At 71.6% G+C, this 23359-nt stretch carries 20 protein-coding genes and 1 tRNA gene; 9 read left to right on the top strand and 12 right to left on the bottom strand.

What is annotated here, in order from left to right; translation table 11 throughout:
• The first annotated feature begins 12 nt into the window (after positions 1–12).
• From cydB to ABZ490_RS09600, 3 genes are all read left to right on the top strand, one after another.
• The gene (gene cydB / locus ABZ490_RS09610) at positions 13–1020 is read left to right on the top strand and encodes a cytochrome d ubiquinol oxidase subunit II (RefSeq protein ID WP_358986898.1); all 1008 of its coding nucleotides are present in this window, start codon (positions 13–15) and stop codon (positions 1018–1020) included.
• Between the two features lie 12 nt (positions 1021–1032).
• Positions 1033–4536 carry a thiol reductant ABC exporter subunit CydD gene (cydD, locus tag ABZ490_RS09605; protein ID WP_358986895.1) on the top strand — a complete coding sequence of 1168 codons (3504 nt, stop codon included), beginning with the start codon at positions 1033–1035 and terminating at the stop codon, positions 4534–4536.
• A 77-nt stretch (positions 4537–4613) separates the two neighbouring features.
• Entirely contained in the window at positions 4614–5675 is a 1062-nt protein-coding gene (locus tag ABZ490_RS09600) for a peptidoglycan DD-metalloendopeptidase family protein (protein ID WP_358986892.1), read from the top strand.
• Positions 5676–5690: 15 nt separating this feature from the next.
• On the opposite strand, the gene ABZ490_RS09595 is transcribed toward ABZ490_RS09600, so the two are convergent.
• From ABZ490_RS09595 to ABZ490_RS09575, 5 genes are all read right to left on the bottom strand, one after another.
• Positions 5691–6578 (bottom strand): Cof-type HAD-IIB family hydrolase, encoded by an 888-nt coding sequence (locus ABZ490_RS09595; RefSeq protein ID WP_358986889.1) that lies wholly within the window; start codon positions 6576–6578, stop codon positions 5691–5693.
• Between the two features lie 91 nt (positions 6579–6669).
• Positions 6670–7572 carry an LLM class flavin-dependent oxidoreductase gene (locus ABZ490_RS09590; RefSeq protein ID WP_358986886.1) on the bottom strand — a complete coding sequence of 301 codons (903 nt, stop codon included), beginning with the start codon at positions 7570–7572 and terminating at the stop codon, positions 6670–6672.
• Positions 7573–7614: 42 nt separating this feature from the next.
• On the bottom strand, positions 7615–8058 hold the full coding sequence (locus ABZ490_RS09585; protein ID WP_358986883.1) for a hypothetical protein: 444 nt from the start codon (positions 8056–8058) through the stop codon (positions 7615–7617).
• A gap of 18 nt (positions 8059–8076) precedes the next feature.
• Positions 8077–8625 carry an RNA 2'-phosphotransferase gene (locus tag ABZ490_RS09580; protein ID WP_358986880.1) on the bottom strand — a complete coding sequence of 183 codons (549 nt, stop codon included), beginning with the start codon at positions 8623–8625 and terminating at the stop codon, positions 8077–8079.
• 185 nt (positions 8626–8810) lie between these two features.
• Positions 8811–10571, bottom strand: coding sequence for an SDR family oxidoreductase (locus tag ABZ490_RS09575; RefSeq protein WP_358986877.1), 1761 nt, complete (start codon positions 10569–10571; stop codon positions 8811–8813).
• A 235-nt stretch (positions 10572–10806) separates the two neighbouring features.
• Between ABZ490_RS09575 and ABZ490_RS09570 the strand changes: the two genes are divergently transcribed.
• The 6 genes from ABZ490_RS09570 (at position 10807) to ABZ490_RS09545 (ending at position 15032) form a co-directional block, all read left to right on the top strand.
• Complete coding sequence (locus ABZ490_RS09570) at positions 10807–11823, top strand: ABC transporter ATP-binding protein (RefSeq protein ID WP_358987396.1); 1017 nt, start codon at positions 10807–10809, stop codon at positions 11821–11823.
• On the top strand, positions 11813–12721 hold the full coding sequence (locus ABZ490_RS09565; RefSeq protein ID WP_358986875.1) for an ABC transporter permease: 909 nt from the start codon (positions 11813–11815) through the stop codon (positions 12719–12721). The genes ABZ490_RS09570 and ABZ490_RS09565 overlap by 11 nt, the downstream gene beginning before the upstream one ends.
• Entirely contained in the window at positions 12718–13629 is a 912-nt protein-coding gene (locus ABZ490_RS09560; RefSeq protein WP_358986872.1) for an ABC transporter ATP-binding protein, read from the top strand. The genes ABZ490_RS09565 and ABZ490_RS09560 overlap by 4 nt, the downstream gene beginning before the upstream one ends.
• A gap of 10 nt (positions 13630–13639) precedes the next feature.
• Complete coding sequence (locus tag ABZ490_RS09555; protein WP_358986866.1) at positions 13640–14359, top strand: ABC transporter permease; 720 nt, start codon at positions 13640–13642, stop codon at positions 14357–14359.
• Positions 14360–14463: 104 nt separating this feature from the next.
• Positions 14464–14706, top strand: coding sequence for a hypothetical protein (locus tag ABZ490_RS09550; protein ID WP_358986863.1), 243 nt, complete (start codon positions 14464–14466; stop codon positions 14704–14706).
• Between the two features lie 239 nt (positions 14707–14945).
• Positions 14946–15032, top strand: a tRNA-Ser gene (locus tag ABZ490_RS09545).
• Between the two features lie 115 nt (positions 15033–15147).
• On the opposite strand, the gene ABZ490_RS09540 is transcribed toward ABZ490_RS09545, so the two are convergent.
• From ABZ490_RS09540 to ABZ490_RS09510, 7 genes are all read right to left on the bottom strand, one after another.
• Positions 15148–15966, bottom strand: a complete 819-nt coding sequence (locus tag ABZ490_RS09540) for an HAD family hydrolase (RefSeq protein ID WP_358986860.1) — start codon at positions 15964–15966, stop codon at positions 15148–15150.
• Positions 15963–17240, bottom strand: coding sequence for a serine--tRNA ligase (gene serS, locus ABZ490_RS09535; RefSeq protein ID WP_358986857.1), 1278 nt, complete (start codon positions 17238–17240; stop codon positions 15963–15965). The genes ABZ490_RS09540 and serS overlap by 4 nt, the downstream gene beginning before the upstream one ends.
• Positions 17241–17768: 528 nt before the next feature.
• A complete protein-coding gene (gene pheA, locus ABZ490_RS09530) occupies positions 17769–18701 on the bottom strand; it encodes a prephenate dehydratase (RefSeq protein WP_358986855.1) in 933 nt (310 codons plus the stop codon).
• A gap of 134 nt (positions 18702–18835) precedes the next feature.
• A complete protein-coding gene (gene efeB, locus ABZ490_RS09525) occupies positions 18836–20116 on the bottom strand; it encodes an iron uptake transporter deferrochelatase/peroxidase subunit (protein ID WP_358986852.1) in 1281 nt (426 codons plus the stop codon).
• An 8-nt stretch (positions 20117–20124) separates the two neighbouring features.
• The gene (locus ABZ490_RS09520; RefSeq protein ID WP_358986849.1) at positions 20125–22146 is read right to left on the bottom strand and encodes a copper resistance protein CopC; all 2022 of its coding nucleotides are present in this window, start codon (positions 22144–22146) and stop codon (positions 20125–20127) included.
• A 13-nt stretch (positions 22147–22159) separates the two neighbouring features.
• Positions 22160–22609, bottom strand: coding sequence for a copper chaperone PCu(A)C (locus ABZ490_RS09515; RefSeq protein WP_358986846.1), 450 nt, complete (start codon positions 22607–22609; stop codon positions 22160–22162).
• Positions 22606–23259, bottom strand: coding sequence for an SCO family protein (locus tag ABZ490_RS09510; protein ID WP_358986842.1), 654 nt, complete (start codon positions 23257–23259; stop codon positions 22606–22608). Before ABZ490_RS09510 ends, ABZ490_RS09515 begins: the two co-directional genes overlap by 4 nt.
• Positions 23260–23359: the final 100 nt, after the last annotated feature.

The following is a 23359-nucleotide window of genomic DNA, read 5'->3' as shown; positions in this document are numbered from 1 at the left end:
AGCTGCACAGTCATGGAACTGCACGACGTCTGGTTCGTCCTGATCGCCGTCCTGTGGACCGGCTACTTCTTCCTGGAGGGCTTCGACTTCGGAGTCGGCATCCTCACCAAGCTGCTGGCCCGCGACCGGCCCGAGAAGCGGGTGCTGATCAACACCATCGGCCCCGTCTGGGACGGCAACGAGGTGTGGCTGCTCACGGCCGGCGGTGCCACCTTCGCCGCCTTCCCCGAGTGGTACGCCACGCTCTTCTCCGGCTTCTACCTGCCCCTGCTGCTCATCCTGGTCTGCCTGATCGTCCGGGGCGTCGCCTTCGAGTACCGGGCGAAGCGGCCGGAGGAGAACTGGCAGCGCAACTGGGAGACCGCGATCTTCTGGACCTCGCTGCTGCCCGCGTTCCTGTGGGGCGTGGCCTTCGGCAACATCGTGCACGGCGTGAAGATCGACCGGCACTTCGAGTACGTCGGGACCGTCGGGGACCTGCTCAACCCGTACGCGCTCCTCGGCGGTCTGGTGACCCTGACGCTGTTCACCTTCCACGGGGCGGTCTTCACCGCTCTCAAGACCGTCGGCGAGATCCGGGAGCGGGCCCGGAAGCTGGCGCTGTACGTCGGTCTCGTCACGGCCGTGGTCGCGCTGGTCTTCCTGCTGTGGACCCAGGTCGACAGCGGCGACTCCAAGAGTCTGGTCGCGCTGGTCGTCGCGGTCGCCGCCCTGGTCGCGGCGCTCGTGGCCAACCAGGCCGGGCGTGAGGGCTGGTCGTTCGCCTTCTCCGGTGTCACCATCGTGGCCGCCGTGGCCATGCTCTTCCTGACGCTCTTCCCGAACGTCATGCCGTCCAGCCTGAACGAGGACTGGAGCCTCACGGTCACCAACGCCTCGTCCAGCCCGTACACCTTGAAGATCATGACCTGGTGCGCGGGGATCGCCACCCCGCTCGTCCTGCTCTACCAGAGCTGGACCTACTGGGTCTTCCGCAAGCGGATCGGCACCCAGCACATCGCCGCCGATGTCGCCCACTGAGGTGTGTTTCACGTGAAACCGATCGATCCGCGTCTTCTGCGCCACGCCCGGGCCACCCGGTCCTTCCTGCTGGCCGTGATCGGCCTGGGCGCCGTCGGGGCGCTCCTGGTCATCGCCCAGGCGATGCTCATCGCCGAGGTGGTGGTCGGTGCGTTCCAGCACGGGCTGGGCGTCTCCGGACTCCGCACCCCGCTGCTGCTCCTGGTGGCGGTGGCGGCCGGCCGTGCCCTGGTCTCCTGGCTCACCGAACTCGCCGCCCACCGGGCGAGCGCGGCGGTGAAGTCGGAGCTGCGGGGGCGGCTCCTGGAGCGGGCGACCGCGCTCGGTCCCGGCTGGCTGGGCGGACAGCGCACCGGCTCCCTGGTCGCCCTGGCCACCCGGGGAGTCGACGCCCTCGACGACTATTTCGCACGCTACCTCCCCCAGCTGGGGCTCGCGGTGGTCGTGCCGGTCGCGGTGCTGGCGCGGATCGTCACCGAGGACTGGGTGTCGGCGGCCATCGTCGTCGGCACCCTCCCGCTGATCCCGGTCTTCATGGTGCTGATCGGCTGGGCCACCCAGTCGCGGATGGACCGTCAGTGGCGGCTGCTGTCCCGGCTGTCCGGGCATTTCCTGGACGTCGTCGCGGGGCTGCCCACGCTGAAGGTGTTCGGGCGGGCCAAGGCGCAGGCCGAGTCCATCCGGCGGATCACCGGCGAGTACCGCCGGGCGACCATGCGGACGCTGCGGATCGCCTTCATCTCGTCCTTCGCGCTGGAACTGCTGTCGACCCTCTCGGTGGCCCTGGTCGCCGTGGCGATCGGCATGCGGCTCGTGCACGGCGAGATGGACCTGTACATCGGCCTCGTCATCCTGGTCCTCGCGCCCGAGGCGTATCTGCCGCTGCGCCAGGTCGGCGCGCAGTACCACGCGGCCGCCGAGGGGCTCGCTGCCGCCGAGGAGATCTTCGCCGTGCTGGAGACGCCGGTCCCGGCCTCCGGCACGACCGAGGTCCCTCAGGGCGCGCTGGCCTTCGAGGAGGTGACCGTCCGCCACCCGGGCCGCGCGACCGACGCCCTGTCCGCAGTGTCGTTCACCGTCGCGCCGGGGGAGACCGTCGCGCTGGTCGGCCCGAGCGGCGCGGGCAAGTCGACCCTGCTGCACACCCTGCTGGGCTTCGTACGGCCCACCGGGGGCCGGGTGCGGATCGGGGGAGCCGACCTCGCCGACCTCGACCCGGAGCAGTGGCGGTCACGGATCGCCTGGGTGCCGCAGCACCCCCACCTGTACGCCGGGACGATCGCGGAGAACGTACGGCTGGCACGTCCCGACGCCGACGAGGCGGCCGTACGGCAGGCGCTGGCGGACGCGGGGGCGCTGGACTTCGTGGCCGCGCTGCCCGAGGGGATCGACACCGTCCTGGGCGAGGACGGCAGCGGCCTGTCCGCGGGCCAGCGCCAGCGTCTCGCCCTGGCCCGCGCCTTCCTCGCCGACCGTCCCGTCCTGCTGCTCGACGAGCCCACGGCGGCGCTCGACGGCGCGACGGAGGCGGAGATCGTGACGGCCGTACGGCGGCTGGCGGCCGGCCGGACGGTCCTCCTGGTCGTCCACCGGCCGGCGCTGCTGGGCGTGGCGGACCGGATCGTACGGCTGCCGGAACCCACCGACGCCGGCCCCCGCCGGCCGGCCGCCGGGACCCCGGCCGCCCCCACCCCGCCGGAGGCGCCGGCCCCCGGCACCCCGGCCGCCGCCGGGACCGCCCCCGTCGCCTCCGGGCAGCGGGTGCTCGCCCGGGTCCGGGGCATGGCGGGTCCCCGCCGTGGCCGGCTCGCTCTCGCGCTGCTGCTGGGCGCTCTGGCCCTCGGCAGCGCCGTCGGGCTGATGGCCACCTCGGGGTGGCTGATCTCGCGCGCCTCGCAGCAGCCGCCGGTGCTCTACCTGATGGTGGCGGTGACGGCGACCCGCGCCTTCGGTATCGGCCGGGCGGTGTTCCGGTACGCGGAGCGGCTGGTGTCGCACGACGCCGTGCTGCGGATGCTCGCCGACACCCGGGTCGCGGTGTTCCGGCGTCTGGAGCGGCTGGCGCCCGCCGGGCTGCGCACCACCCGCCGCGGCGATCTGCTGACGCGGCTGGTCGCCGACGTGGACGCCCTCCAGGACTACTGGCTGCGCTGGCTGCTGCCCGCCGCTGCCGCCGCCGTCGTGTCGGTCGGGTCGGTGGCGTTCACGGCGTGGCTGCTGCCTCAGGCGGGCGCGGTGCTCGCCGCCGGGCTGCTCACGGCCGGGGTGGGCGTCCCGCTGATCACCGGCGCGGTGGCCCGCCGGGCCGAACGCCGGCTGGCCCCCGCCCGGGGCGTGCTCGCCACCCGTACCGCCGACCTGCTGACCTGCACCGCCGAACTGACCGTCGCGGGCGCCCTGCCCGCCCGCCGGGCCGAGGTACGGGCCGCCGACGGCGTGCTCACCCGGATCGCCTCGCGGGCCGCCACGGCCACCGCCCTGGGCGACGGGCTGACCGCCCTCGTCTCCGGACTGACCGTGGCCGCCGCGGCGCTCGTGGGCGCCCAGGCGGTCGCCGCCGGGCGGCTGGACGGCGTGACCATGGCGGTGGTCGTGCTGACCCCGCTGGCCGCCTTCGAGGCCGTCCTGGGGCTGCCGCTCGCCGTGCAGTACCGCCAGCGGGTCCGCAGGAGCGCCGAGCGGGTGTACGAGGTGCTGGACTCCCCCGACCCGGTGCGCGAGCCGGAGCGGCCCCGGCAGGCGCCCGCGGCGCCGTTCCCGCTCACCGTCCGGGGGCTGACCGCCCGGCACGCCGGGCAGGACCGGGACGCGCTCACCGGGGTCGACCTCACGCTGGGACAGGGGCGCAGGATCGCCGTGGTGGGGCCCTCCGGCTCCGGCAAGACGACCCTCGCCCAGGTGCTGCTGCGCTTCCTGGACGCCGACGAGGGCTCCTCGTACACGCTCGGCGGGGTGGACGCCGCCGCCCTGGACGGCGACGACGTACGCCGTCTGGTCGGGCTGTGCGCCCAGGACGCGCATCTCTTCGACAGCTCGGTGCGCGAGAACCTGCTGCTGGCGCGGAAGGGCGCGAGCGAGGACGAACTGCGGGACGCGCTGGCGCGGGCCCGGCTGCTGGAGTGGGCGGACGGACTGCCCGACGGGCTCGACACCCTCGTCGGCGAGCACGGCGCCCGGCTCTCCGGCGGTCAGCGGCAGCGCCTGGCGCTGGCCCGCGCGCTGCTCGCCGACTTCCCCGTGCTGGTGCTCGACGAGCCCGCCGAGCACCTCGACCTGCCGACCGCCGACGCGCTCACCGCGGACCTGCTCGCCGCGACCGAGGGCCGTACCACCCTGCTCATCACCCACCGGCTGGCCGGTCTCGGGGCGGTGGACGAGGTGGTCGTCCTCGACGCGGGCCGGGTCGTGCAGCGCGGCACGTACGCGGAACTGGCGGCCGTGGAGGGACCGTTGCGCGCGATGGTCGAAAGGGAGGCGGCGGCGGACCTTCTGGTGGGCGCGCAGCCGTCGGGTTGAGCCATCAGGGGTGAGGTGTCCCCCGGGCGTACGCCTCCGACAGGACCGGGGCCGCCGGCCGGGTCACGATCGCTGACATGCGCTCACTTCGCCGTCGTTCCCGGCTCGTCGTGGTCCTGCTGTGCGGGGCGGCCCTGCTCGCGGCCCGTCCCACGGCCGCCGACGGGGAGCCCGGCGACGGGGACGGCGCGGACTCCGGGCTCAGTACGCGGGTGGCGCGGCTGTACGAGGACGCGGCCGCGGCCACCCGGCGCTACGAGACGGGGCGGCGCGCGGCGGAGGCGAAGCAGGCCGAGGTCCGGCGGCTGGAGGAACTCCTCGGCCGGGAGCGGCGGGAGACCGCGGTGCTGCGCGAGGACCTGGGCCGTATCGCCCGTGCCCAGTACCGCGCCGGGGGCGGGCTCCCGGTGGTCGCGCAGATGCTGCTGGCAGCCGATCCGGAGCGGCTGATGCGCGGTCAGCACCTGTTCTCCCAGGCGAATCTGGCCGTCGACAACGCGCTGGAGAAGAGCCGGCGGGCCGAGACCCGGCTGGCCGCCGACGAGGCGCGGGCCGTCGAGGTCTGGCGGGAGGTCGAGCGCAGGCGGGTCGAGCTCGCCGGCCTGAGGCAGGGCATCGAGGACACGCTGGAGCAGGCGCGGTGGGCGTTGCAGGGGCAGGCGGACGCCTCGGTGGCCGCGGGTGCGTGCCGTGGTGCCGTACGGCTCGACCAGCCGCCCGCGCGGGTCACGGGCGACTGGGTCACCCCGGTGGAGACGTACACCCTGTCGGCGGGCTTCGGCAGTGGAGGTGACCGCTGGGTGAACCGGCACACCGGGCAGGACTTCGCGGTGCCGATCGGGACGCCCGTGCGGGCGGTCGGCGCGGGGCGTGTGGTGCGGGTGGCGTGCGGGGGCGCGTTCGGCATCCAGGTGGTGATCCGGCACGCCGACGGCTACTGCACCCAGTACGCCCATCTCGCCGCCGTGACGGTCGACCAGGGGGAGCGGGTGACGGCCGGGCAGTGGATCGGCCAGTCCGGTACCTCCGGCAACTCCACCGGACCGCATCTGCACTTCGAGGTGCGGGTCACGCCCGAGCTGGGCTCGTCGGTCGACCCGGTGCCATGGCTGGCGGAACGCGGTGTGCCGGTCGCCTAGGCGGGCGCGGGCCGCCTACCGCCGTTCGGCGATCAGCCGCTCGATGACCACGGCGACCCCGTCCTCGTTGTTGGCGACCGTCTGCCCGGAGGCGGCGGCGATCACGTCCGGGTGCGCGTTGCCCATGGCGTACGAGCGGCCCGCCCAGGTCAGCATCTCGACGTCGTTGGGCATGTCCCCGAACGCGACGACCTCCTCGTGGGAGATCCCGCGCTCGGCACAGCACAGGGCGAGCGTGCTGGCCTTGGAGACGTCCGGGCCGCTGATCTCCAGCAGGGCGCTGGGGCTGGAGCGGGTGACGTTGGCGCGGTCGCCGATGGCGAGGCGGGCCAGGGTGAGGAAGGCGTCCGGGTCGAGCGTGGGGTGGAACGCGAGGATCTTCAGCACCGGCTCACCGGCGGCGAGGCCGTCCGGCGCCAGCAGCTCCTCGGCGGGCGCGAGGTGGTCCGGGACCTCCATGTGCATCCTCGGGTACTCCGGCTCCTGGTGGAAGCCGTACGTCTGCTCGATCGCGTACATCGTGCCGGGCGCCGCGTCGCGCAGCAGCCGTACGGCGTCCAGCGCGTTGTTCCGCTCCAGCTCGCGCACCTTCACGAACCGGTGGGTGCCGGGGCCGCCGTGCAGATCGACCACGGCGGCGCCGTTGCCGCAGATCGCCAGGCCGTGGCCGTGGACGTGCTCACTGACGACGTCCATCCAGCGGGCGGGGCGGCCGGTGACGAAGAAGACCTCGATGCCCGCCTCCTCGGCGGCGGCGAGGGCGTCGACCGTGCGCGGGGACACCGACTTGTCGTCGCGCAGCAGCGTGCCGTCGAGGTCGGTGGCGATCAGCCGCGGCGGGAGGGCCGGGGCCGGGGTCTCGGGCTGTCGAGTCGCTGAGGTCACCCGGCCATTCTCCCGCATATGCCCGCACGGCCGTGCGAGAGCTCGCACACATGAGACACGGGAAAGGCTCGGGCGGCCGGTCCTCGCGGTCGGCGACCGGCCGTCGGCGTCAGCCGAGTTGGGCCGGCGCCTCCATGGCGATCTGCTCGAAGACCTTCTCGTCCGCGGCGAAGTCGGAGTCCGGGATGGGCCAGTGCAGCACCAGCTCGGTGAAGCCCAGCTCCTGGTGCCGTCCCGCGAAGTCGACGAAGGCGTCCAGCGACTCCAGCGGACGGCCGCGGTCCGGGGTGAACCCGGTGAGCAGGATCTTCTCCAGCCCGTTCACGTCCCGGCCCTCGGCGGCACATGCCTCGGCCAGCTTCCCGATCTGACCGCGAATGGCCTGAACCGACTGCTCGGGGGTGCCGTTCTCGTACAGCTTGGGGTCGCCGGTGGTCACCCACGCCTGACCGTGCCGGGCAGCGAGCCGCAGTCCGCGCGGCCCGGTCGCCGCGACGGCGAAGGGCAGCCGGGGGCGCTGGACACAGCCGGGGATGTTGCGCGCCTCGTGCGCCGAGTAGAACGCGCCCTCGTGGGAGACGGAGTCCTCGGTGAGCAGCCGGTCGAGCAGCGGAACGAACTCGGCGAACCGGTCGGCCCGCTCGCGCGGGGTCCACGGCTCCTGGCCGAGGGCGGTGGCGTCGAAGCCGGTGCCGCCCGCGCCGATGCCCAGGGTCACCCGGCCGCCGGAGATGTCGTCGAGGGAGATCAGGTCCTTGGCGAGGGTCACCGGGTGCCGGAAGTTCGGCGAGGTCACCAGGGTGCCCAGCCGCAGCCGGTCGGTGACGGCCGCGGCGGCGGTGAGCGTCGGGACCGCACCGAACCAGGGGCCGTCGCGGAAGCTGCGCCAGGACAGATGGTCGTAGGTGTAGGCCGTGTGGAAACCGAGCTGCTCGGCCCGGATCCACGCCGAACGGCCCCCTTCGTTCCAGCGGCGGTACGGGAGGATCACGGTGCTCAGGCGCAGACTCATGTCATCGAGCGTATGCGGACGCCGGTGTTTCACGTGAAACAGTCACCGCACGCGACCGGCCAGCCACGGACTGAGGCGCATCGGGAGGTGCTCCTTGTGTACCCGGTCGCCCGGCAACGGCACCATCAGCGTGTGGCTCGGCGGGAAGCGGCGTGCGCTGACCCAGGCGTGACCCTCGTAGAGGGCACGGAGGAAGGCGGGGACGTCGTCGCGGTCCACGTCGGGGCATTCCACGCCGTCGACGGTGATGAGCGCGTCGTCGTCCGGGTAGAGCCGTACGCTCACGGCGGGCCGGCCGCCCAGTTCGACGTAGGCCTCGTGGGGCAGCGAGCCGTCCGGGTCGGTGGTGACGCCGACGCCCGCGGCCGTGCGGCGGGAGGTGCGGTCGGCGCCGATGTCGTGGGTGACCTCGACAGCGAGGCCGTAGGTGTCGGCGATCGCGCGGAGCGCGGTGACGGCGGCCTCGGTGGTGGGGAGGTGATCCATGGCGCCGATCATGCAGGGTCAGTGCGCCTCGGGGAACCGCACGTACTGCGGCGGGACGGCCTTCGTCAGCCACACCCCGTTGGCACTGAGGTGGAAGACATGGCCGTCGCGGTGCATGGCGCCGGCGTCCACGGAGAGGACGACGGGGCGTCCCCGGCGGGCTCCGACGCGGGTCGCGGTCTCCCGGTCGGCCGAGAGGTGCACGTCGTGCCGGTTCATCGGTCGCAGCCCCTCGGCCCGGATGGCGTCCAGGGAGCGGGCCACGGTCCCGTGGTAGAGGTACGCCGGCGGGGTCGCCGGGGGCAGCCCGAGCTCCACCTCGATGCTGTGGCCCTGGCTGGCGCGGATCCGGGTGCCCTCGATCGCGAAGCGCTTCTTGTCGTTGGTGGCGACGACATGGTCCAGCTCGTCCCGGGTGAAGCGGAAGCCGTGTGCGGCGCAGGCCGCGATCAGCTCGTCGATCTCGACCCAGCCGGCCTCGTCGAGGGTGAGGCCGAGGCGTTCGGGCTGGTGGCGCAGATGTTTGGAGAGGTACTTCGACACCTTCACGGTGCGTCTGGGGTCCATGTCCTCAGCATGACGGGGGAGACGTGGATCACGCATTTTCTTTTGGACCCCAGGTTTGATCCACAACCAACAGTAGTTATCCACAGGCGAGTTGGCGTTTCTGTGGACAACTGGCTGCCCGGCTCAGATCTTTCGCCAAGGCCAACCGACGAGGCGATACTTGAGGCCGGACGGTCCAAGTCACCTCATACCGGCGGCCGCACCCGGGCGAGCGCCCTCAACACCCTGGGCGCGAAGCGTGACAGAGCGTGCGCTCCGCGCGCCTCCGGCGTCACCGGGACCACGGCCTCGTCGCGGGCGACGGCGCGCAGGATCGCGTCCGCGACCTTCTCCGGCGGGTAGTTGCGCAACCCGTACGCGCGCGTGGCCCGCTTCTGGCGGCGCTTCTCCTCCGCCGCGTCGACGCCCACGAAGGTGGCCGTGGCCGTGATGTTCGTGTTCACCAGTCCGGGACAGATCGCCGTAACGCCGATGCCCCGACCGGCCAGTTCGGCCCGCAGGCACTCGCTCAGCATCAGCACGGCCGCCTTGGAGGTGCTGTAGGCGGGCAATGCCCTGGACGGCTGAAAGGCCGCGGCGGAAGCGGTGTTGACGATGTGACCGCCCTGGCCGCGCTCGGCCATCCGCCCGCCGAAGAGCCGGCACCCGTGGATGACCCCCCACAGGTTGACGTCCAGCACCCGGCGCCAGTCCTCGGAGGTGGTGTCGAAGAACGAACCCGAGAGCCCCACCCCCGCGTTGTTCACCAGCACGTCCAACACCCCGTACTCGGCGTGCACCTTGGCCGCGAGCTTCTCCATCTCCTGTTCGTCGGAGACGTCCACGGTCTCCGCCCAGGCCTCCGGGGCGCCGATCAGCCGGGCCGTCCCGGCGGTGTGGGCCGCGCTCTCCGGGTCCCGGTCGACGGCGATCACCCGCGCCCCGGCCTCGGCGAACGCGAGCGCCGTGGCCCGCCCGATACCGCTGCCCGCACCCGTCACCAGCACCAACTGCCCGCCGAACCGCTCGGCATGGCGCCCCGTGGCCTGCGGCTCCGGCACCCCCGTGGCCTCGACGGACGTGACGAAATCCGTGATCCAGGACGCGATCCGGTCGGGGCGCGTGCGTGGGACCCAGTGTTTCGCGGGAAGCTTGCGCCGGGTCAACCTCGGAACCCACTGCTCCAGTTCGTCGTAGAGCCGCTCCGACAGGAACGCGTCACCCGTGGGCGTGATGAGCTGTACGGGCACGTGCGCGTGCGCGTCCGGGCGCGGACGCCGCAGCCGGGTCCTCACGTTGTCCCGGTACAGCCAGGCGCCGTTGGCCGCGTCCGAGGACAGCGACGAGGTCGGGTAGCCGTCGCCCGGTACGTTCTCCACCCGGCGCAGGATCGCGGGCCAGCTCCTGCCGAGCGGTCCGCGCCAGGCGAGTTCGGGCAGGGCGGGCGTGTGCAGCAGATACACGTACCAGGACTTGGCGCCCTGGCCGAGGAGTTGACCGACCCGGCGTGGAGTGGGCCTGGTGAGGCGCTTGTTGATCCAGTGCCCGAAGTGGTCGAGGGACGGCCCGGACATCGAGGTGAAGGACGCGATCCGGCCCCTGGTGCGCTCGACGGTCACGAACTCCCAGGACTGCACCGAACCCCAGTCGTGCCCCACCAGGTGCACCGGCCGGTCCGGACTGACCGCGTCCACGACCGCCAGGAAGTCGTCCGTCAGCTTCTCCAGGGTGAACCCGCCCCGCAGCGGCCGCGGCGCGCTGGAGCGGCCGTGGCCCCGGACGTCGTACAGCACCACATGGAAGCGGCCGGCCAGCCGGCCCGCGACCTCGGACCACACCTCCTTGCTGTCCGGGTAGCCGTGCACCAGGACGACCACCGGCCGCCCGGGGTCCCCCAGCTCGGCCACGCACAGCTCTGTCCCGCCGGTCCGCACCCACCGCTCGCGCGCGCCCTGGAGCACCGTCACTCCCCCTCCGACTTGCGGTACGTGTCCGTAACTTGACTCCGCCGAATCTGGCACTTGTTAGAGAAAGCGTCAATAGGGCGGTCTGCGGCTCCTCGGACCGCCCGGGAGACAGCGGCCCCGTAACTCTCAAGAAGGGGGTCCCCCTACGGGCCCGTACATCTGAGGTCTGAGGCGAAGACGGCTCTGAGGTCTGACGATGTCCGTGGCGCGCGTCACTACATTCGAAGCTGTGACTGTGATCGCGACCGAAAGCCTGAGCAAGCGGTTCCCCCGGGTGACCGCGCTCGACCGGCTGTCCGTGGACATCGGACCCGGTGTGACCGGACTCGTCGGGGCCAACGGCGCCGGCAAGTCCACGCTCATCAAGATCCTGCTGGGTCTCTCGCCCGCCACCGAGGGCCGCGCCCATGTGCTCGGCCTCGACGTGGCCAGCCAGGGCGCCGCCATCCGCGAGCGGGTCGGCTACATGCCGGAGCACGACTGCCTGCCGCCCGACGTCTCGGCCACCGAGTTCGTCGTGCACATGGCCCGCATGTCCGGCCTGCCGCCCACCGCCGCACGCGAGCGCACCGCGGACACCCTGCGCCACGTGGGGCTGTACGAGGAGCGCTACCGCCCCATCGGCGGCTACTCCACGGGCATGAAACAGCGCGTCAAGCTCGCCCAGGCCCTGGTGCACGACCCGCAGCTGGTGTTCCTCGACGAGCCGACCAACGGCCTGGACCCGGTGGGCCGCGACGAGATGCTCGGCCTCATCCGCCGCATCCACACCGACTTCGGCATCTCGGTCCTGGTCACCTCCCACCTCCTCGGCGAACTCGAGCGCACCTGCGACCACGTCGTGGTCGTCGACGGCGGCAAGCTCCTGCGCTCCAGCTCCACCACCGACTTCACCCAGACCACCACCACCCTGGCGATCGAGGTCACCGACACCGACGCCCACCCGGACGGCACCGGCGCGGTCCGCGAGGCGCTCACCGCGCGCGGGGTGGAGATCGTGGAATCCGGCACGGGCCTGCCCGGCGCCGGCCACATCCTGCTGCTGACCGCCCAGGGCGAGGAGACCTACGACCTCGTCCGTGACGTGGTCGCCGACCTCGGACTCGGTCTGGTCCGCATGGAACAGCGCCGGCACCACATCTCCGAGGTCTTCACCGACGCGGACCGCGCGACGCGGGACAGCGACCGGGCGGACAGCGACCCGAAGGACAGCGACCCGACCAGGAAGGAGGCCGTCGGCCATGGCGGTTGACCAGCCCGTCACCACCCCCACCGGGGACCAGACCCGCATCCACAACATCGGCTACCGCAGCTACGACGGCCCCCGCCTCGGCCGCGCCTACGCCCGCCGCTCCCTCTACTCGCAGTCCCTGCGCGGCGCCTACGGCCTCGGCCGCTCGGTGAAGTCCAAGGTGCTGCCCATGCTGCTGTTCGTGGTGATGTGCGTGCCCGCGGCCATCATGGTCGCCGTCGCGGTCGCCACGAAGGCCAAGGAACTCCCCGTCGACTACACGCGCTACGCGATCATCATGCAGGCCGTCATCAGCCTGTACGTCGCCTCGCAGGCGCCCCAGTCCGTCTCCCGCGACCTGCGGTTCAAGACCGTCCCGCTGTACTTCTCCCGGCCCATCGAGACCGCGGACTACGTACGCGCCAAGTTCGCGGCGCTGGCCTCGGCGCTGTTCGTCCTCACCGCCGCCCCCCTCCTCGTGCTCTACGTCGGCGCGCTGCTGGCCAAGCTCGACTTCGCCGACCAGAGCAAGGGATTCGCCCAAGGACTCGTCTCCGTGGCCCTGCTCTCCCTGCTCTTCGCCGGCATCGGCCTGGTCATCGCCTCGGTGACCCCCCGCCGCGGCTTCGGCATCGCGGCCGTCATCGCCGTCCTGACCATCTCCTACGGCGCCGTCTCCACGCTCCAGGCCATCGCCGACTCCCAGAACAGCACCGACGCGGTCCCCTGGATCGGACTGTTCTCGCCGGTCACGCTCATCGACGGAGTCCAGTCCGCGTTCCTCGGCGCCCACTCCGCCTACCCCGGCGCCATCGGCCCGAGCACCGGTGAGGGCGTGGTCTTCCTCGCCGTCACCCTCGGCCTGATCGCCGCCAGCTACGGCCTCCTGATGCGCCGCTACCGGAAGGTGGGCCTGTGACCACGCTCCACATCGACCATGTCTCCCGCTGGTTCGGCAACGTGGTCGCCGTCAACGACATCACCATGACCATCGGCCCCGGAGTCACCGGCCTGCTCGGCCCCAACGGCGCCGGGAAGTCCACCCTGATCAACATGATGGGCGGCTTCCTCGCTCCCTCCACCGGCACCGTCACCCTCGACGGACAGCAGGTCTGGCGCAACGAGGCCATCTACCGGCACATCGGCATCGTCCCCGAGCGCGAGGCGATGTACGACTTCCTCACCGGCCGCGAGTTCGTCGTCGCCAACGCCGAACTGCACGGCCTCGGCGACAAGGCGGCCCAGCGGGCCCTGGCCACGGTGGAGATGGAGTACGCGCAGGACCGCAAGATCTCGACCTACTCCAAGGGCATGCGCCAGCGCGTGAAGATGGCCAGTGCCCTCGTCCACGACCCCTCGCTGCTCCTGCTCGACGAGCCCTTCAACGGCATGGACCCGCGCCAGCGCATGCAGCTCATGGATCTGCTGCGGCGCATGGGGGACGAGGGCCGCACCGTGCTGTTCTCCTCCCACATCCTCGAAGAGGTCGAGCAGCTCGCCCGGCACATCGAGGTCGTCGTCGCCGGACGGCACGCGGCCAGCGGTGACTTCCGCAGGATCCGCCGTCTGATGACCGACCGACCGCACCGCTATCTGGTGCGCTCCAGTGACGACCGCGCCCTCGCGGCCGCACTGATCGCCGACTCGTCGACCTCCGGCATCGAGGTGGACCTGGCCGAGGGCGCGCTGCGCATCCAGGCCGTCGACTTCGGCCGTTTCACCGCACTGCTGCCGAGGGTCGCCAGGGACCACGGCATCCGGCTGCTGGCGGTCTCGCCGTCCGACGAGTCCCTCGAGTCCGTGTTCTCGTACCTGGTCGCGGCGTAGGAGGCCGAAGATGTACGACCCCACAGTCGCCCGGCTCACCTACCGGGCCCTGCTCGGCCGCCGTCGGGCCCTCATCCTGGGCGCCCTGCCCCTGCTGCTGATCGTGATCTCCGTGGTCGTGCGGGCCCTGACCGGCGCCGACGACCAGACGGCCGCCGACCTGCTGGGCGGGCTCGGGCTGGCCACGATGGTGCCGATCATCGGTGTCATCGCCGGGACCGGAGCGATCGGCCCGGAGATCGACGACGGCTCGGTGGTGTACCTGCTGTCCAAGCCGATCAAGCGGCCGACGATCATCTTCACCAAACTGATCGTGGCGATCGCGGTGACGATGGTGTTCTCGGCGCTGCCGACGCTGATCGCCGGGTTCATCCTCAACGGCAACGGCCAGCAGATCGCCGTGGCCTACACGGTCGCGGCCCTGGTCTCCTCCATCGCCTACGCGGCCCTCTTCCTGCTGCTGGGCACGGTGTCCCGGCACGCGGTGGTCTTCGGGCTCGTCTACGCCCTGGTCTGGGAGGCCCTGTTCGGCTCCCTGGTGCCGGGCGCGCGCACCCTCAGCGTCCAGCAGTGGTCGCTGGCCGTCGCCCACAAGGTGGCCGGCGGGGACCTGGTCACCTCGGACGTCGGACTGACGACGGCGACCGTGCTGCTGGTCGTGGTGACCGTCCTGGCCACCTGGTACGCGGGACAGAAGCTCCGGGCGCTGACCCTGGCGGGCGAGGAGTAACAGGGACGGGGGTGCCGCCATCGTCGCTCTTGACGGTGGCTTCACCCCCTCCCGGGCACACTGGGCCGAAGGATTGCGGCCCATCAGAAGGGCAGGAGGCCGGGATGGCAGACAAGACGTCACAGCGCGGCGGTCGCGAGGAATCCGATGACGAGATCTGGGACGACCTGGTCCTGGACGAGGACTTCGTCCGGGCCGCCGAGACGTCCGAGCCGTCCGCCCGGGCCCGGATGCTCGCCGCGCGCTGGCGGGCCCAGGAGCCCGAGCCGCAGCCGTGGCGCTCCGACGAGCCGCCCGCCGGCTGGTTCTTCAGCAAGGCCCGCCGTCGCAGGTGGCGCCGCCGATAGCACACCTGTTTTATTCGGTGGCGCCCGACTCGTCCACCGGGCAGAGTGGTTGTCGTCCACCACGAGCTGGGAGAGGAGCGGGGCGATGTCCATGCACGGCAGTACGTCCGGCTCCCGACAGGGCAGCCGGCGGCGGGCTTCGGAGTAGTTACCCCTCCAAGAAGCCCCGTTCGCACGGGGAGTTGCCCGGGGCGGCCGCTTCGAGCACGCGATGTCGCTCTCGCGTGGGCCGCCCACCCGGAGGATTGGCCGAGTGGCAAGGCACCGGTTTGCTAAACCGCGGTCGGGTGGAAAAGCCCGCGCACGTTCGATCCGTGCATCCTCCGCAAAGACATTGAACGCAGGACGAGTGGACCCACCAGGGGCGCGGGGCTGTATCGATGTGCGGCTCCGCCGCGTGGGCGCGACCAGCCACAACGGCGCCGCACCCACACCACAACCTCAGCCCAGCAGACGCTCCACGACCACCGCGACCCCGTCCTCCTCGTTGGAGGACGTCACCTCGTCGGCGACGGCCTTCAGCTCCTCGTGGGCGTTGGCCATGGCCACTCCCCGCGAGGCCCACGCGAACATGGGAAGGTCATTGGGCATGTCGCCGAAGGCGATGGTCTCGGCGGCCTTCACACCCAACCGGCGAGCCGCCAGGGAAAGCCCCGTGGCCTTGGAAAGGCCCAGCGGCAGCAGCTCCACGATGCCCTCACCGGCCATCGCGACGGTCACGAAACCCCCCGCGGCCCGGCGAGCGGCCTCGGCCAGCTCGTCGTCCGTGAGGGTCGGATGCTGTACGTAGATCTTGCTCAGCGGGGCGGCCCACAGATCGGACGCGTCCGTGAACGGCGTCGAGGGCAGCCTGCCGGTGACCGAGTAACCCGGCCCGACCAGCACATCGCCGTCCAGTCCGTCCCGGCTCGCCGCCAGGTACAGCGGGCCGACCTCCGCCTCGATCTTCGCGAGAGCCACCCCGGCGAGCTGCCGGTCCAGGGTCACCGAGGTCAGCAGACGGTGCGCGCCGGCGTCGTACACCTGCGCGCCCTGGCCGCAGACCGCGAGGCCCTCGTAGCCGAGGTCGTCGAGGATGTGCCGGGTCCAGGGGACCCCGCGGCCGGTGACGACGATGTGCGCCGCCCCCGCCGCGGTGGCGGCGGCGAGCGCGTCACGGGTGCGTCGCGAGACCGACTCGTCGGAGCGCAGGAGCGTTCCGTCGAGGTCGGTCGCGATCAGCCGGTAGGGGAACCCGCCGGAGGGAGACGCGGTGCTCACTTGGCGGTCGGCTCCAGGACCTCTCGGCCGCCGAGGTAGGGGCGCAGCACCTCGGGCACCCGCACCGAACCGTCGGCCTGCTGGTGGTTCTCCAGGATGGCGACGATCGTGCGCGGGACGGCGCACAGGGTGCCGTTGAGCGTGGCCAGGGGGCGGACCTGCTTGCCCTCGCGGAGGCGGATCGACAGCCGGCGGGACTGGAACTCGGTGCAGTCCGAGGTCGAGGTCAGCTCGCGGTACTTGCCCTGGGTCGGGATCCACGCCTCGCAGTCGAACTTGCGGGCGGCCGAGGAGCCGAGGTCACCGGTCGCGACGTCGATCACCCGGAACGGCAGCTCCAGCGAGGTCAGCCACTGCTTCTCCCACTCCAGCAGACGCTGGTGCTCCGCCTCCGAGTCGTCGGGGTGGACGTAGGAGAACATCTCGACCTTGTCGAACTGGTGGACGCGGAAGATGCCCTTGGTGTCCTTGCCGTGCGAACCGGCCTCGCGGCGGAAGCAGGGCGAGAAGCCCGCGTAGCGCAGCGGAAGGCGCTCGGCGTCGATGATCTCGTCCATGTGGTACGCGGCGAGCGGGACCTCGGAGGTGCCGACCAGATAGAGGTCGTCCTTGTCGAGGTGGTAGACGTCCTGGGCCGCCTGGCCGAGGAAGCCGGTGCCCGCCATCGACTGGGGGCGGACCAGGGCCGGGGTCAGCATCGGCGTGAAGCCGGCCGCCGTGGCCTGCGCGATCGCCGCGTTGACCAGGGCCAGCTCCAGCAGCGCGCCCACGCCGGTCAGGAAGTAGAAGCGGGAGCCGGAGACCTTCGCGCCGCGCTCGACGTCGATCGCGCCGAGCAGCTGGCCGAGCTCCAGGTGGTCCTTGGGCTCGAAGCCCTCGGCGCCGAAGTCACGGATCGTGCCGTGCGTCTGGAGGGTGACGAAGTCCTCCTCGCCGCCCACGGGCACGCCGGGGTGGACGAGGTTGCCGAGCCTGAGCAGCAGCTCCTGGGTCTCGGTGTCGGCCGCGTCGCGCTCGGCGTCCGCCGCCTTGACGTCGGCCTTGAGCTGCTCGGCGCGCTTCAGGAGCTCGGTCTTCTCCTCGGCGGAGGCCTTGGGGATCAGCTTGCCGAGCGACTTCTGCTCGTTGCGCAGTTCGTCGAAGCGGACGCCGGACGACCTGCGTCGCTCGTCGGCGGACAGGAGAGAGTCGACGAGCGCGACGTCCTCTCCACGGGCGCGCTGGGACGCGCGCACACGGTCGGGGTCCTCACGGAGCAGGCGAAGGTCAATCACGTGGTCAAGGCTACCGGTGCGTGGTTGCGGCTCACGACTCCCTATTCCGAATCGTGCGCCGGATGTCCCGCATCGCGACGTACGTACCGTTATGAGGGAATTGCCGAACGTGTCAAGGAAAAGTGTCTCACTCCCTGGGACGGGTCAGGTGACGGGCGCCGCGTTGACTCGATTTCCTTGCGCGGGACGGGACTTGGTGACTCGGTTGTCCACAGGGATCCACACCCCGAGTGAGTTATCCACAGGGTGTGCGAAAAGTCTGTGGACATCGGAATGGATCATTCCGAGACGCCTCGACGACACGAGGAATTCCCGTCCCGGACGCCCACGACCCCCACTTTCGAGTGGAAATGCGTCGCCCCAAAGGATTGATCGAAGGAAACGGGTGGACGAAGGGTGATGTGCGCAGCTGTGGGCCCGCTTGGGCCCTCCAGGGCGATTTGTCGACTGGATGGCGCTTCGTTGTCGACTTGTCCCCAGGTCGAGAAGCCCACCTGTGGATAACTTCTGTGGATAACGAAAGCGGGCCTAGAACCGGCCGTCCTGGCAGCGCGCGACCCAGTCGGCCGCCGCCACGAACGCGCTGTCCGAGGTCCCGGTCAGCGGAGCGGGAACGTCCGCCGCGGTCGCGTCCGCGCGCGGGTACGAACCGAGGAAACGCACATCGCGGCAGATCCGCTTCAGCCCCATCAGCGCGTCCGCCACCCGGCGGTCGGTGATGTGCCCCTCGGCGTCGATGCAGAAGCAGTAGTTGCCGATGCCGGCGCCCGTCGGCCGGGACTGCAGCACCATCAGGTTGATGCCGCGGGTGGCGAACTCGCCCAGCAGATCGCGCAGCCCACCGGGGTGGTCGTCGCGCTGCCACAGCACGATCGACGTCTTGTCCGCGCCCGTCGGCGCCGCGGGCCGGGCGGGCCGGCCGACGAGCACGAACCGGGTCTGGGCGTTCTCGGCGTCGTGGATCCCGGTCTCCAGGGCGGTGAGGCCGTACCGGGAGGCCGCGAACTCGCCTGCGAAGGCGGCGTCGTAGCGGCCCTCCTGGACCAGCCGGGCGGCGTCCGCGTTCGAGGCGGCCGACTCCCAGACGGCTTCGGGGAGGTTCGCCTTCAGCCAGTTGCGCACCTGCGGCTGGGCGGCCGGGTGCGCGGAGACCGTCTTGATGTCCGCCAGCGTGGTGCCGGGCCGCACCAGCAGCGCGAAGGTGATCGACAGCAGCACCTCGCGGTAGATCATCAGCGGCTCGCCCGCGACCAGCTCGTCCAGGGTGGTGGTGATCCCGCCCTCGACGGAGTTCTCGATGGGCACGAACGCGGCCTCGGCCTCGCCCCCGCGCACCGCGTCGAGTGCCGACTGCACCGACACATAGGGGATCAGCTGCCGGGTGGCGGTCTCCGGAAGCGTGCGCAGGGCGACCTCCGTGAAGGTCCCCTCGGGGCCGAGATACGCATAGCTCGCTGGCATGACCTCACCCTAATGGCCGTAGGCGAACCACGGGCCGCTGTCTCACGAGCACCCCACCGACGAATGAATCCGCGTAACCCCGGGCGCACCCCTTGGACCGGACCGGAGGAACAGCGCGCCCCACGCGCCCCACCTCACCCTTCCAGCAACGCCTGCCCCACATATCCTCCCGCCGCCGCGCCACCGGGCACCGCGAAGAGGCCGCTCGACTCATGGCGGATGTACGTCGACAGGGCGTCCCCGCGGTCCAGCTTGCGCTGGACGGTGACGAAACCGCGCAGCGGGTCCGCCTGCCAGCAGACGAACAGCAGGCCCGCGTCGGGGGTGCCGTCCGGGTCGATGCCGTCGTGGAAGGAGAAGGGCCGCCGCAGCATGGCCGCGCCGCCGTTCTGATCGGGCCGGGTGATCCGGGCGTGCGCGTTGAGCGGGACGACAAGATCACCCTTCGCGTCGGTCTTCTCCAGGTCCATCGCGGTCGTCTCCCCACCCCCGGTCAGCGGCGCCCCGTCGGACTTGCGCCGCCCGATCACCTGCTCCTGCGCCGCGAGCGACAGCTTCTCCCAGTCGTCGAGGAGCATGCGGATACGGCGTACGACGGCGTAGGAGCCGTTCGCCATCCATGCGGGGTCCTTGGCGCTCTTCGCGGGGACGAAGATGCGCTCGTCGAAGTCGGACTCGGCCGGCTTGGGGTTGCGGGTGCCGTCCATCTGGCCCATCAGATTGCGGGCCGTCATGGGGTGGGCGGTGGCACCCGGGGTGCGGTTGAAGCCGTTCATCTGCCAGCGGACCTTGGCCGCGCCGCCGGCGTCCTTCTGGATCGCGCGCAGGGCGTGGAAGGCGACCAGGGCGTCGTCCGCGCCGATCTGCACCCAGAGGTCACCGTTGCTGCGGGTCTTGTCGAGCTGGTCGGAGGAGAAGTCGGGCAGCGGGTCCAGGGCGACCGGGCGCTGCTTCTCCAGACCGGTACGGGCGAAGAAGCTGTTGCCGAAACCGAAGGTGATCGTCAGCGAGGACGGTCCCGCGTCCCGGGCGATGTCCGTGTCGTCGTTCGGGGCCGCCTCGCCCGCCATCAGCAGACGGGCCGTCTCCGACCAGCGGCGCAGCAGTGCGGCGGCCTCCTTGCGGCCCGCACCGGCCGCGAGGTCGAAGGCCACCAGATGCCCCCGGGCCTGGAGGCCCTGGGTGATGCCGGGCTGGTGTTTCACGTGAAACGGCGCCTGCCCCGCGCCGACCGAGGACAGCGGGGTCGCCTGGGCGGGCGCCGCCGCATAACCCGCGGTCGCGCCGGCCGTCCCGAGCACCAGCCCGGTGGCACCGGCGGTGCCGAGCAGCTTGCGCCGGGTCAGCCGTGCCGCGCCCTCCTCGGAGGAGGGGACCGCCGGCTCATGGACTTCGGTGGTGGACTGGTCAGGCATGGTGCGGTTCAGCCGATCTGCGCGTTCTTGGAGACGGTCACCTGGTCGATGTCGGAGGTCCGCACGGTCACGGCGATCTTCCATTCGCCGGCCATGGGGATCTGCACCCCGTTCGCCGCCCAGTGGCCGGTGGTGATGTGGTCGGGGGCGACGGACAGCGGCCCGATGTTCTTGGCCTCGAGGGTGAAGGCGACCTTGACCTCGGGGACGTCGAAGCCGCGTCCGTTGGGCCGGGTCACATAGACGTGCATCTCGTTGGCGCCGGCCCGGGCGGGGTCGATGTCCACGCTGACGACGCCCTTGCCGTCGGTGCCGCCGGTGTCGAAGGACATGTCCAGCGTCAGGGCACCCGAGGTGGAGTCCGAGGAGTCGGAGGAAGAGGACGAGGAGGCGGACGACGAGCCGGCCTTGGCGGCCTCCAGCTCTGTACGGCCCGGCTCGGTCGAGGTCAGCACGGTGGTGACGGCGAGGAGCACGACGGCGACACCGGCCTCGGCGAGCACCGAGCGGCGCAGCCCGAAGCGGTGGGGGTCGCCGTCCCGCAGCCGCTTCTCCCGGGCGGTGTCCACGGCGGCCTGCTGCCGCGCGAGCTGGGCGGCCCGCCGCGCGTCACCGGCGTCCTTCGCGCTCCCGGCGCTCTTCGAGGCACCGGCCCCCTTCGAGCCCTCGGACTCACCGGCGCTCTCGGCCTCACCGGCCCGCGCGGGAGCGGTCACGTGCTCCTTGCCGGACTGCTCTTCCCCGGCTTCCCTGTCCTCCACGACCTCCACGACCTCCACGGCTTCCACGGCGACCCCCGCCGCGTCCCCCAGCCGGGCCGTCCACCGCCGGGAGATCCACGCGATGCCGACGAGGACGGCCACCAGGCAGATCTTCACCAGGAGCAGCTGGCCGTAGCGGGTCTCGGTGAAGGCCGACCAGGCGCCGAGCTGCCGCCAGGACTGGTAGACGCCGGTCGCGACCAGGGCGATGACGCTGCCGAACGCGACCTGGGAGAAGCGGTGGACCGCCCCGGCCTCGACGGGCCGGTCCGCGGGCGCCCGGTAGAGGGCGACGAGCAGCGCGGTGAGCCCGCCCAGCCAGGTGGCGACGGCCATCAGATGCAGGATGTCCACCGGCATCGCGATGCCCGGCTGCAGCCCGGTCGAGGCGTGCTCGGCCATGGCCCAGCTCGCCGCGAGCCCGGCGGCCACGACCGTCCCGCCGACCGCGAGCCCGAACGTGAGGTCCCGCTTCTCCTCTTCCTCGCGCTTGTCGTAGGCGCCGAACAGGACGGCGATGAACAGCGCCGCCGCGGCGAGCAGCAGCAGCCGGGAGACCAGCGCCGCGCCCGTCTTGGTCTGCAGGACCTGGCCGAGCAGCTCCAGGTCGAAGATGGCACCGACCTTGCCGGAGCTGGTGTAGGAGCCGCGCAGGAGCAGCAGGAACAGCGTGGCCGCGGTCATCGTGAGCCAGCCGGAGACCACCAGCCGCTGCAGCGCCCGTACCCCGCTGCCGCGCTGCCAGCAGGCCAGGACGAAGGCGGCGCCGCCGACCATCACGATGAAGCCGGCGTACGACATGTACCGCCCGAAGCCGTAGAGCCAGCCGACGACCCCGCCGCCGGCCGTCCGGTCGGAGACCGAGACGCTGGTCTTCGAGGGCGAGCCGATGGAGAAGGTGTAGGCGCCGGCGACGGGATGGCTGTCGGCGGACACCACCTGGTAGGTCACGGTGTACGTGCCGTCGGGCAGCCCCGCGTGCAGCTGGACGGCGTACGAGGTGCCGCTGGTGTTGGACGGTTTGCCCTCGTCGACCTCGGCGCCCTTGGGGTCGAGGACGTGCAGGGAGTCGTCGTTCAGGGAGACGGTCTCGGAGAAGGTCAGCGTCACCTGGGTGGGTGCCTTGTCGACCACCACTCCCTGCGCGGGGTCGCTGCCCGTCAGCGCGGCGTGCGCGGCGGCCGGTCCGGCACCGGCGAGAAGCGCGCCGGTGACCGCCAGGAACAGCAGCACGATCATCCGGACGCGGGGGGCGATGGTCGGCCTCACGGTGGTCCTTCCCTCAGTGGCCGGTCTTGGGGCTGTACACGGCCGACTCCACCGGGATCTCGACCTTCAGCGGGCCGGACTCGGCGAAGTGCAGTTCGACGTCGACCGTCTCGCCCTGCACCGGCTTGCGCTTCAGCTTCTCGAACATCAGATGGTTTCCCCCGCTCTTGAACACGAGTTGACCGTGCGCGGGCACCGCCAGCGAGGTGACCTCCTCCATCGAGGACCCGACGGTCTCGTGGAGGGTCACGCTGCCCGCGACGGCGCTGGTGACGGAGGTCAGTTCGTCCTTCGCGCCGCCCTTGTTGACGACGGTGAGGAAACCGGCGGCCATGGTGTCGGAGACGGGCTGCGGTATGTAGGCCGACGCGACGGAGAGTTCGGCCTTCCCGTCGGAGCCGCAGCCCGCGAGCAGGAACGCCCCGGCGATCACCGCCGCGGTGCCCGCCGTGGGGCGCCTCACGGGTTCTGCCCCTTCATGATCTTGGGCAGGTCCTTGGTGTAGTCGTCGACCGTGGCCTCCTCGCCGTACAGCAGATAGCCGCCGTTCGTCTTCGGGGAGAAGGCGATGACCTGGGTGCCGTGGGTGGAGACCATCTTGCCGTTCTTGTCCTTGTGCGGCGGCTCGACGGTGATGCCGACGGTGCGGGCGGCGGCCTGGATGGTGGCGAACTTGCCGGTGAGACCGACGACCTGCGGGTCGATGCCCTTGAGCCACTTGCCGAGCGCGGCCGGGGTGTCCCGGTCCGGGTCGGTGGTGACGAACACCACGCGCAGCTCGTCCTGGTCGGCCTGGGAGAGCTGCTTCTTGGCGACGGCGATGTTGCTCATCGTCAGCGGGCAGACGTCCGGGCAGTTGGTGTAGCCGAAGTAGATCAGCGTGGGGTGGCCCTCGGTCTCCTTGCGGAGGTCGTACGGCTTGCCCTGGGTGTCGGTGAGGACCAGGTCGGGCTTGGTGAAGGGCTGGTCGAGCACGGTCGCGGCCTGCTGCTTGCCGCTGTCCCCGGCGACGACGGCGACGGAGGTGTCGGCGCTGTCGCCGCTGCCGCAGGCGGAGAGGGTGAGGGTGGCGGCGGCGAGCAGCGCGGCCACGGCGAACGTCTTCTTGCGCATAGAGAAATGTCCCAGAGGTAGGAACTCCGGTACGCACCGGGCCCGTGTGTCCGTGCGGCTGCACGGGCTCCGGTGCGTACGGCAGTACGGGGCTGTACGG

This window comes from Streptomyces sp. NPDC005811, assembly GCF_040630405.1.
Classification (GTDB): Bacteria; Actinomycetota; Actinomycetes; order Streptomycetales; family Streptomycetaceae; genus Streptomyces.
This window is presented reverse-complemented; position numbering and strand designations above follow the sequence as displayed.

Coding starts and splice junctions, on each gene's coding strand:
- ABZ490_RS09550 (WP_358986863.1), top strand. CDS start 14,464: ATGGCAGACAAGACGTCACAGCGCGGCGGTCGCGAGGAATCCGATGAC.
- cydB (WP_358986898.1), top strand. CDS start 13: ATGGAACTGCACGACGTCTGGTTCGTCCTGATCGCCGTCCTGTGGACC.
- ABZ490_RS09595 (WP_358986889.1), bottom strand. CDS start 6,578: ATGCGGGAGAATGGCCGGGTGACCTCAGCGACTCGACAGCCCGAGACC.
- ABZ490_RS09585 (WP_358986883.1), bottom strand. CDS start 8,058: ATGGATCACCTCCCCACCACCGAGGCCGCCGTCACCGCGCTCCGCGCG.
- ABZ490_RS09600 (WP_358986892.1), top strand. CDS start 4,614: ATGCGCTCACTTCGCCGTCGTTCCCGGCTCGTCGTGGTCCTGCTGTGC.
- ABZ490_RS09565 (WP_358986875.1), top strand. CDS start 11,813: ATGGCGGTTGACCAGCCCGTCACCACCCCCACCGGGGACCAGACCCGC.
- ABZ490_RS09555 (WP_358986866.1), top strand. CDS start 13,640: ATGTACGACCCCACAGTCGCCCGGCTCACCTACCGGGCCCTGCTCGGC.
- ABZ490_RS09580 (WP_358986880.1), bottom strand. CDS start 8,625: ATGGACCCCAGACGCACCGTGAAGGTGTCGAAGTACCTCTCCAAACAT.
- ABZ490_RS09590 (WP_358986886.1), bottom strand. CDS start 7,572: ATGAGTCTGCGCCTGAGCACCGTGATCCTCCCGTACCGCCGCTGGAAC.
- pheA (WP_358986855.1), bottom strand. CDS start 18,701: ATGCCAGCGAGCTATGCGTATCTCGGCCCCGAGGGGACCTTCACGGAG.
- efeB (WP_358986852.1), bottom strand. CDS start 20,116: ATGCCTGACCAGTCCACCACCGAAGTCCATGAGCCGGCGGTCCCCTCC.
- ABZ490_RS09510 (WP_358986842.1), bottom strand. CDS start 23,259: ATGCGCAAGAAGACGTTCGCCGTGGCCGCGCTGCTCGCCGCCGCCACC.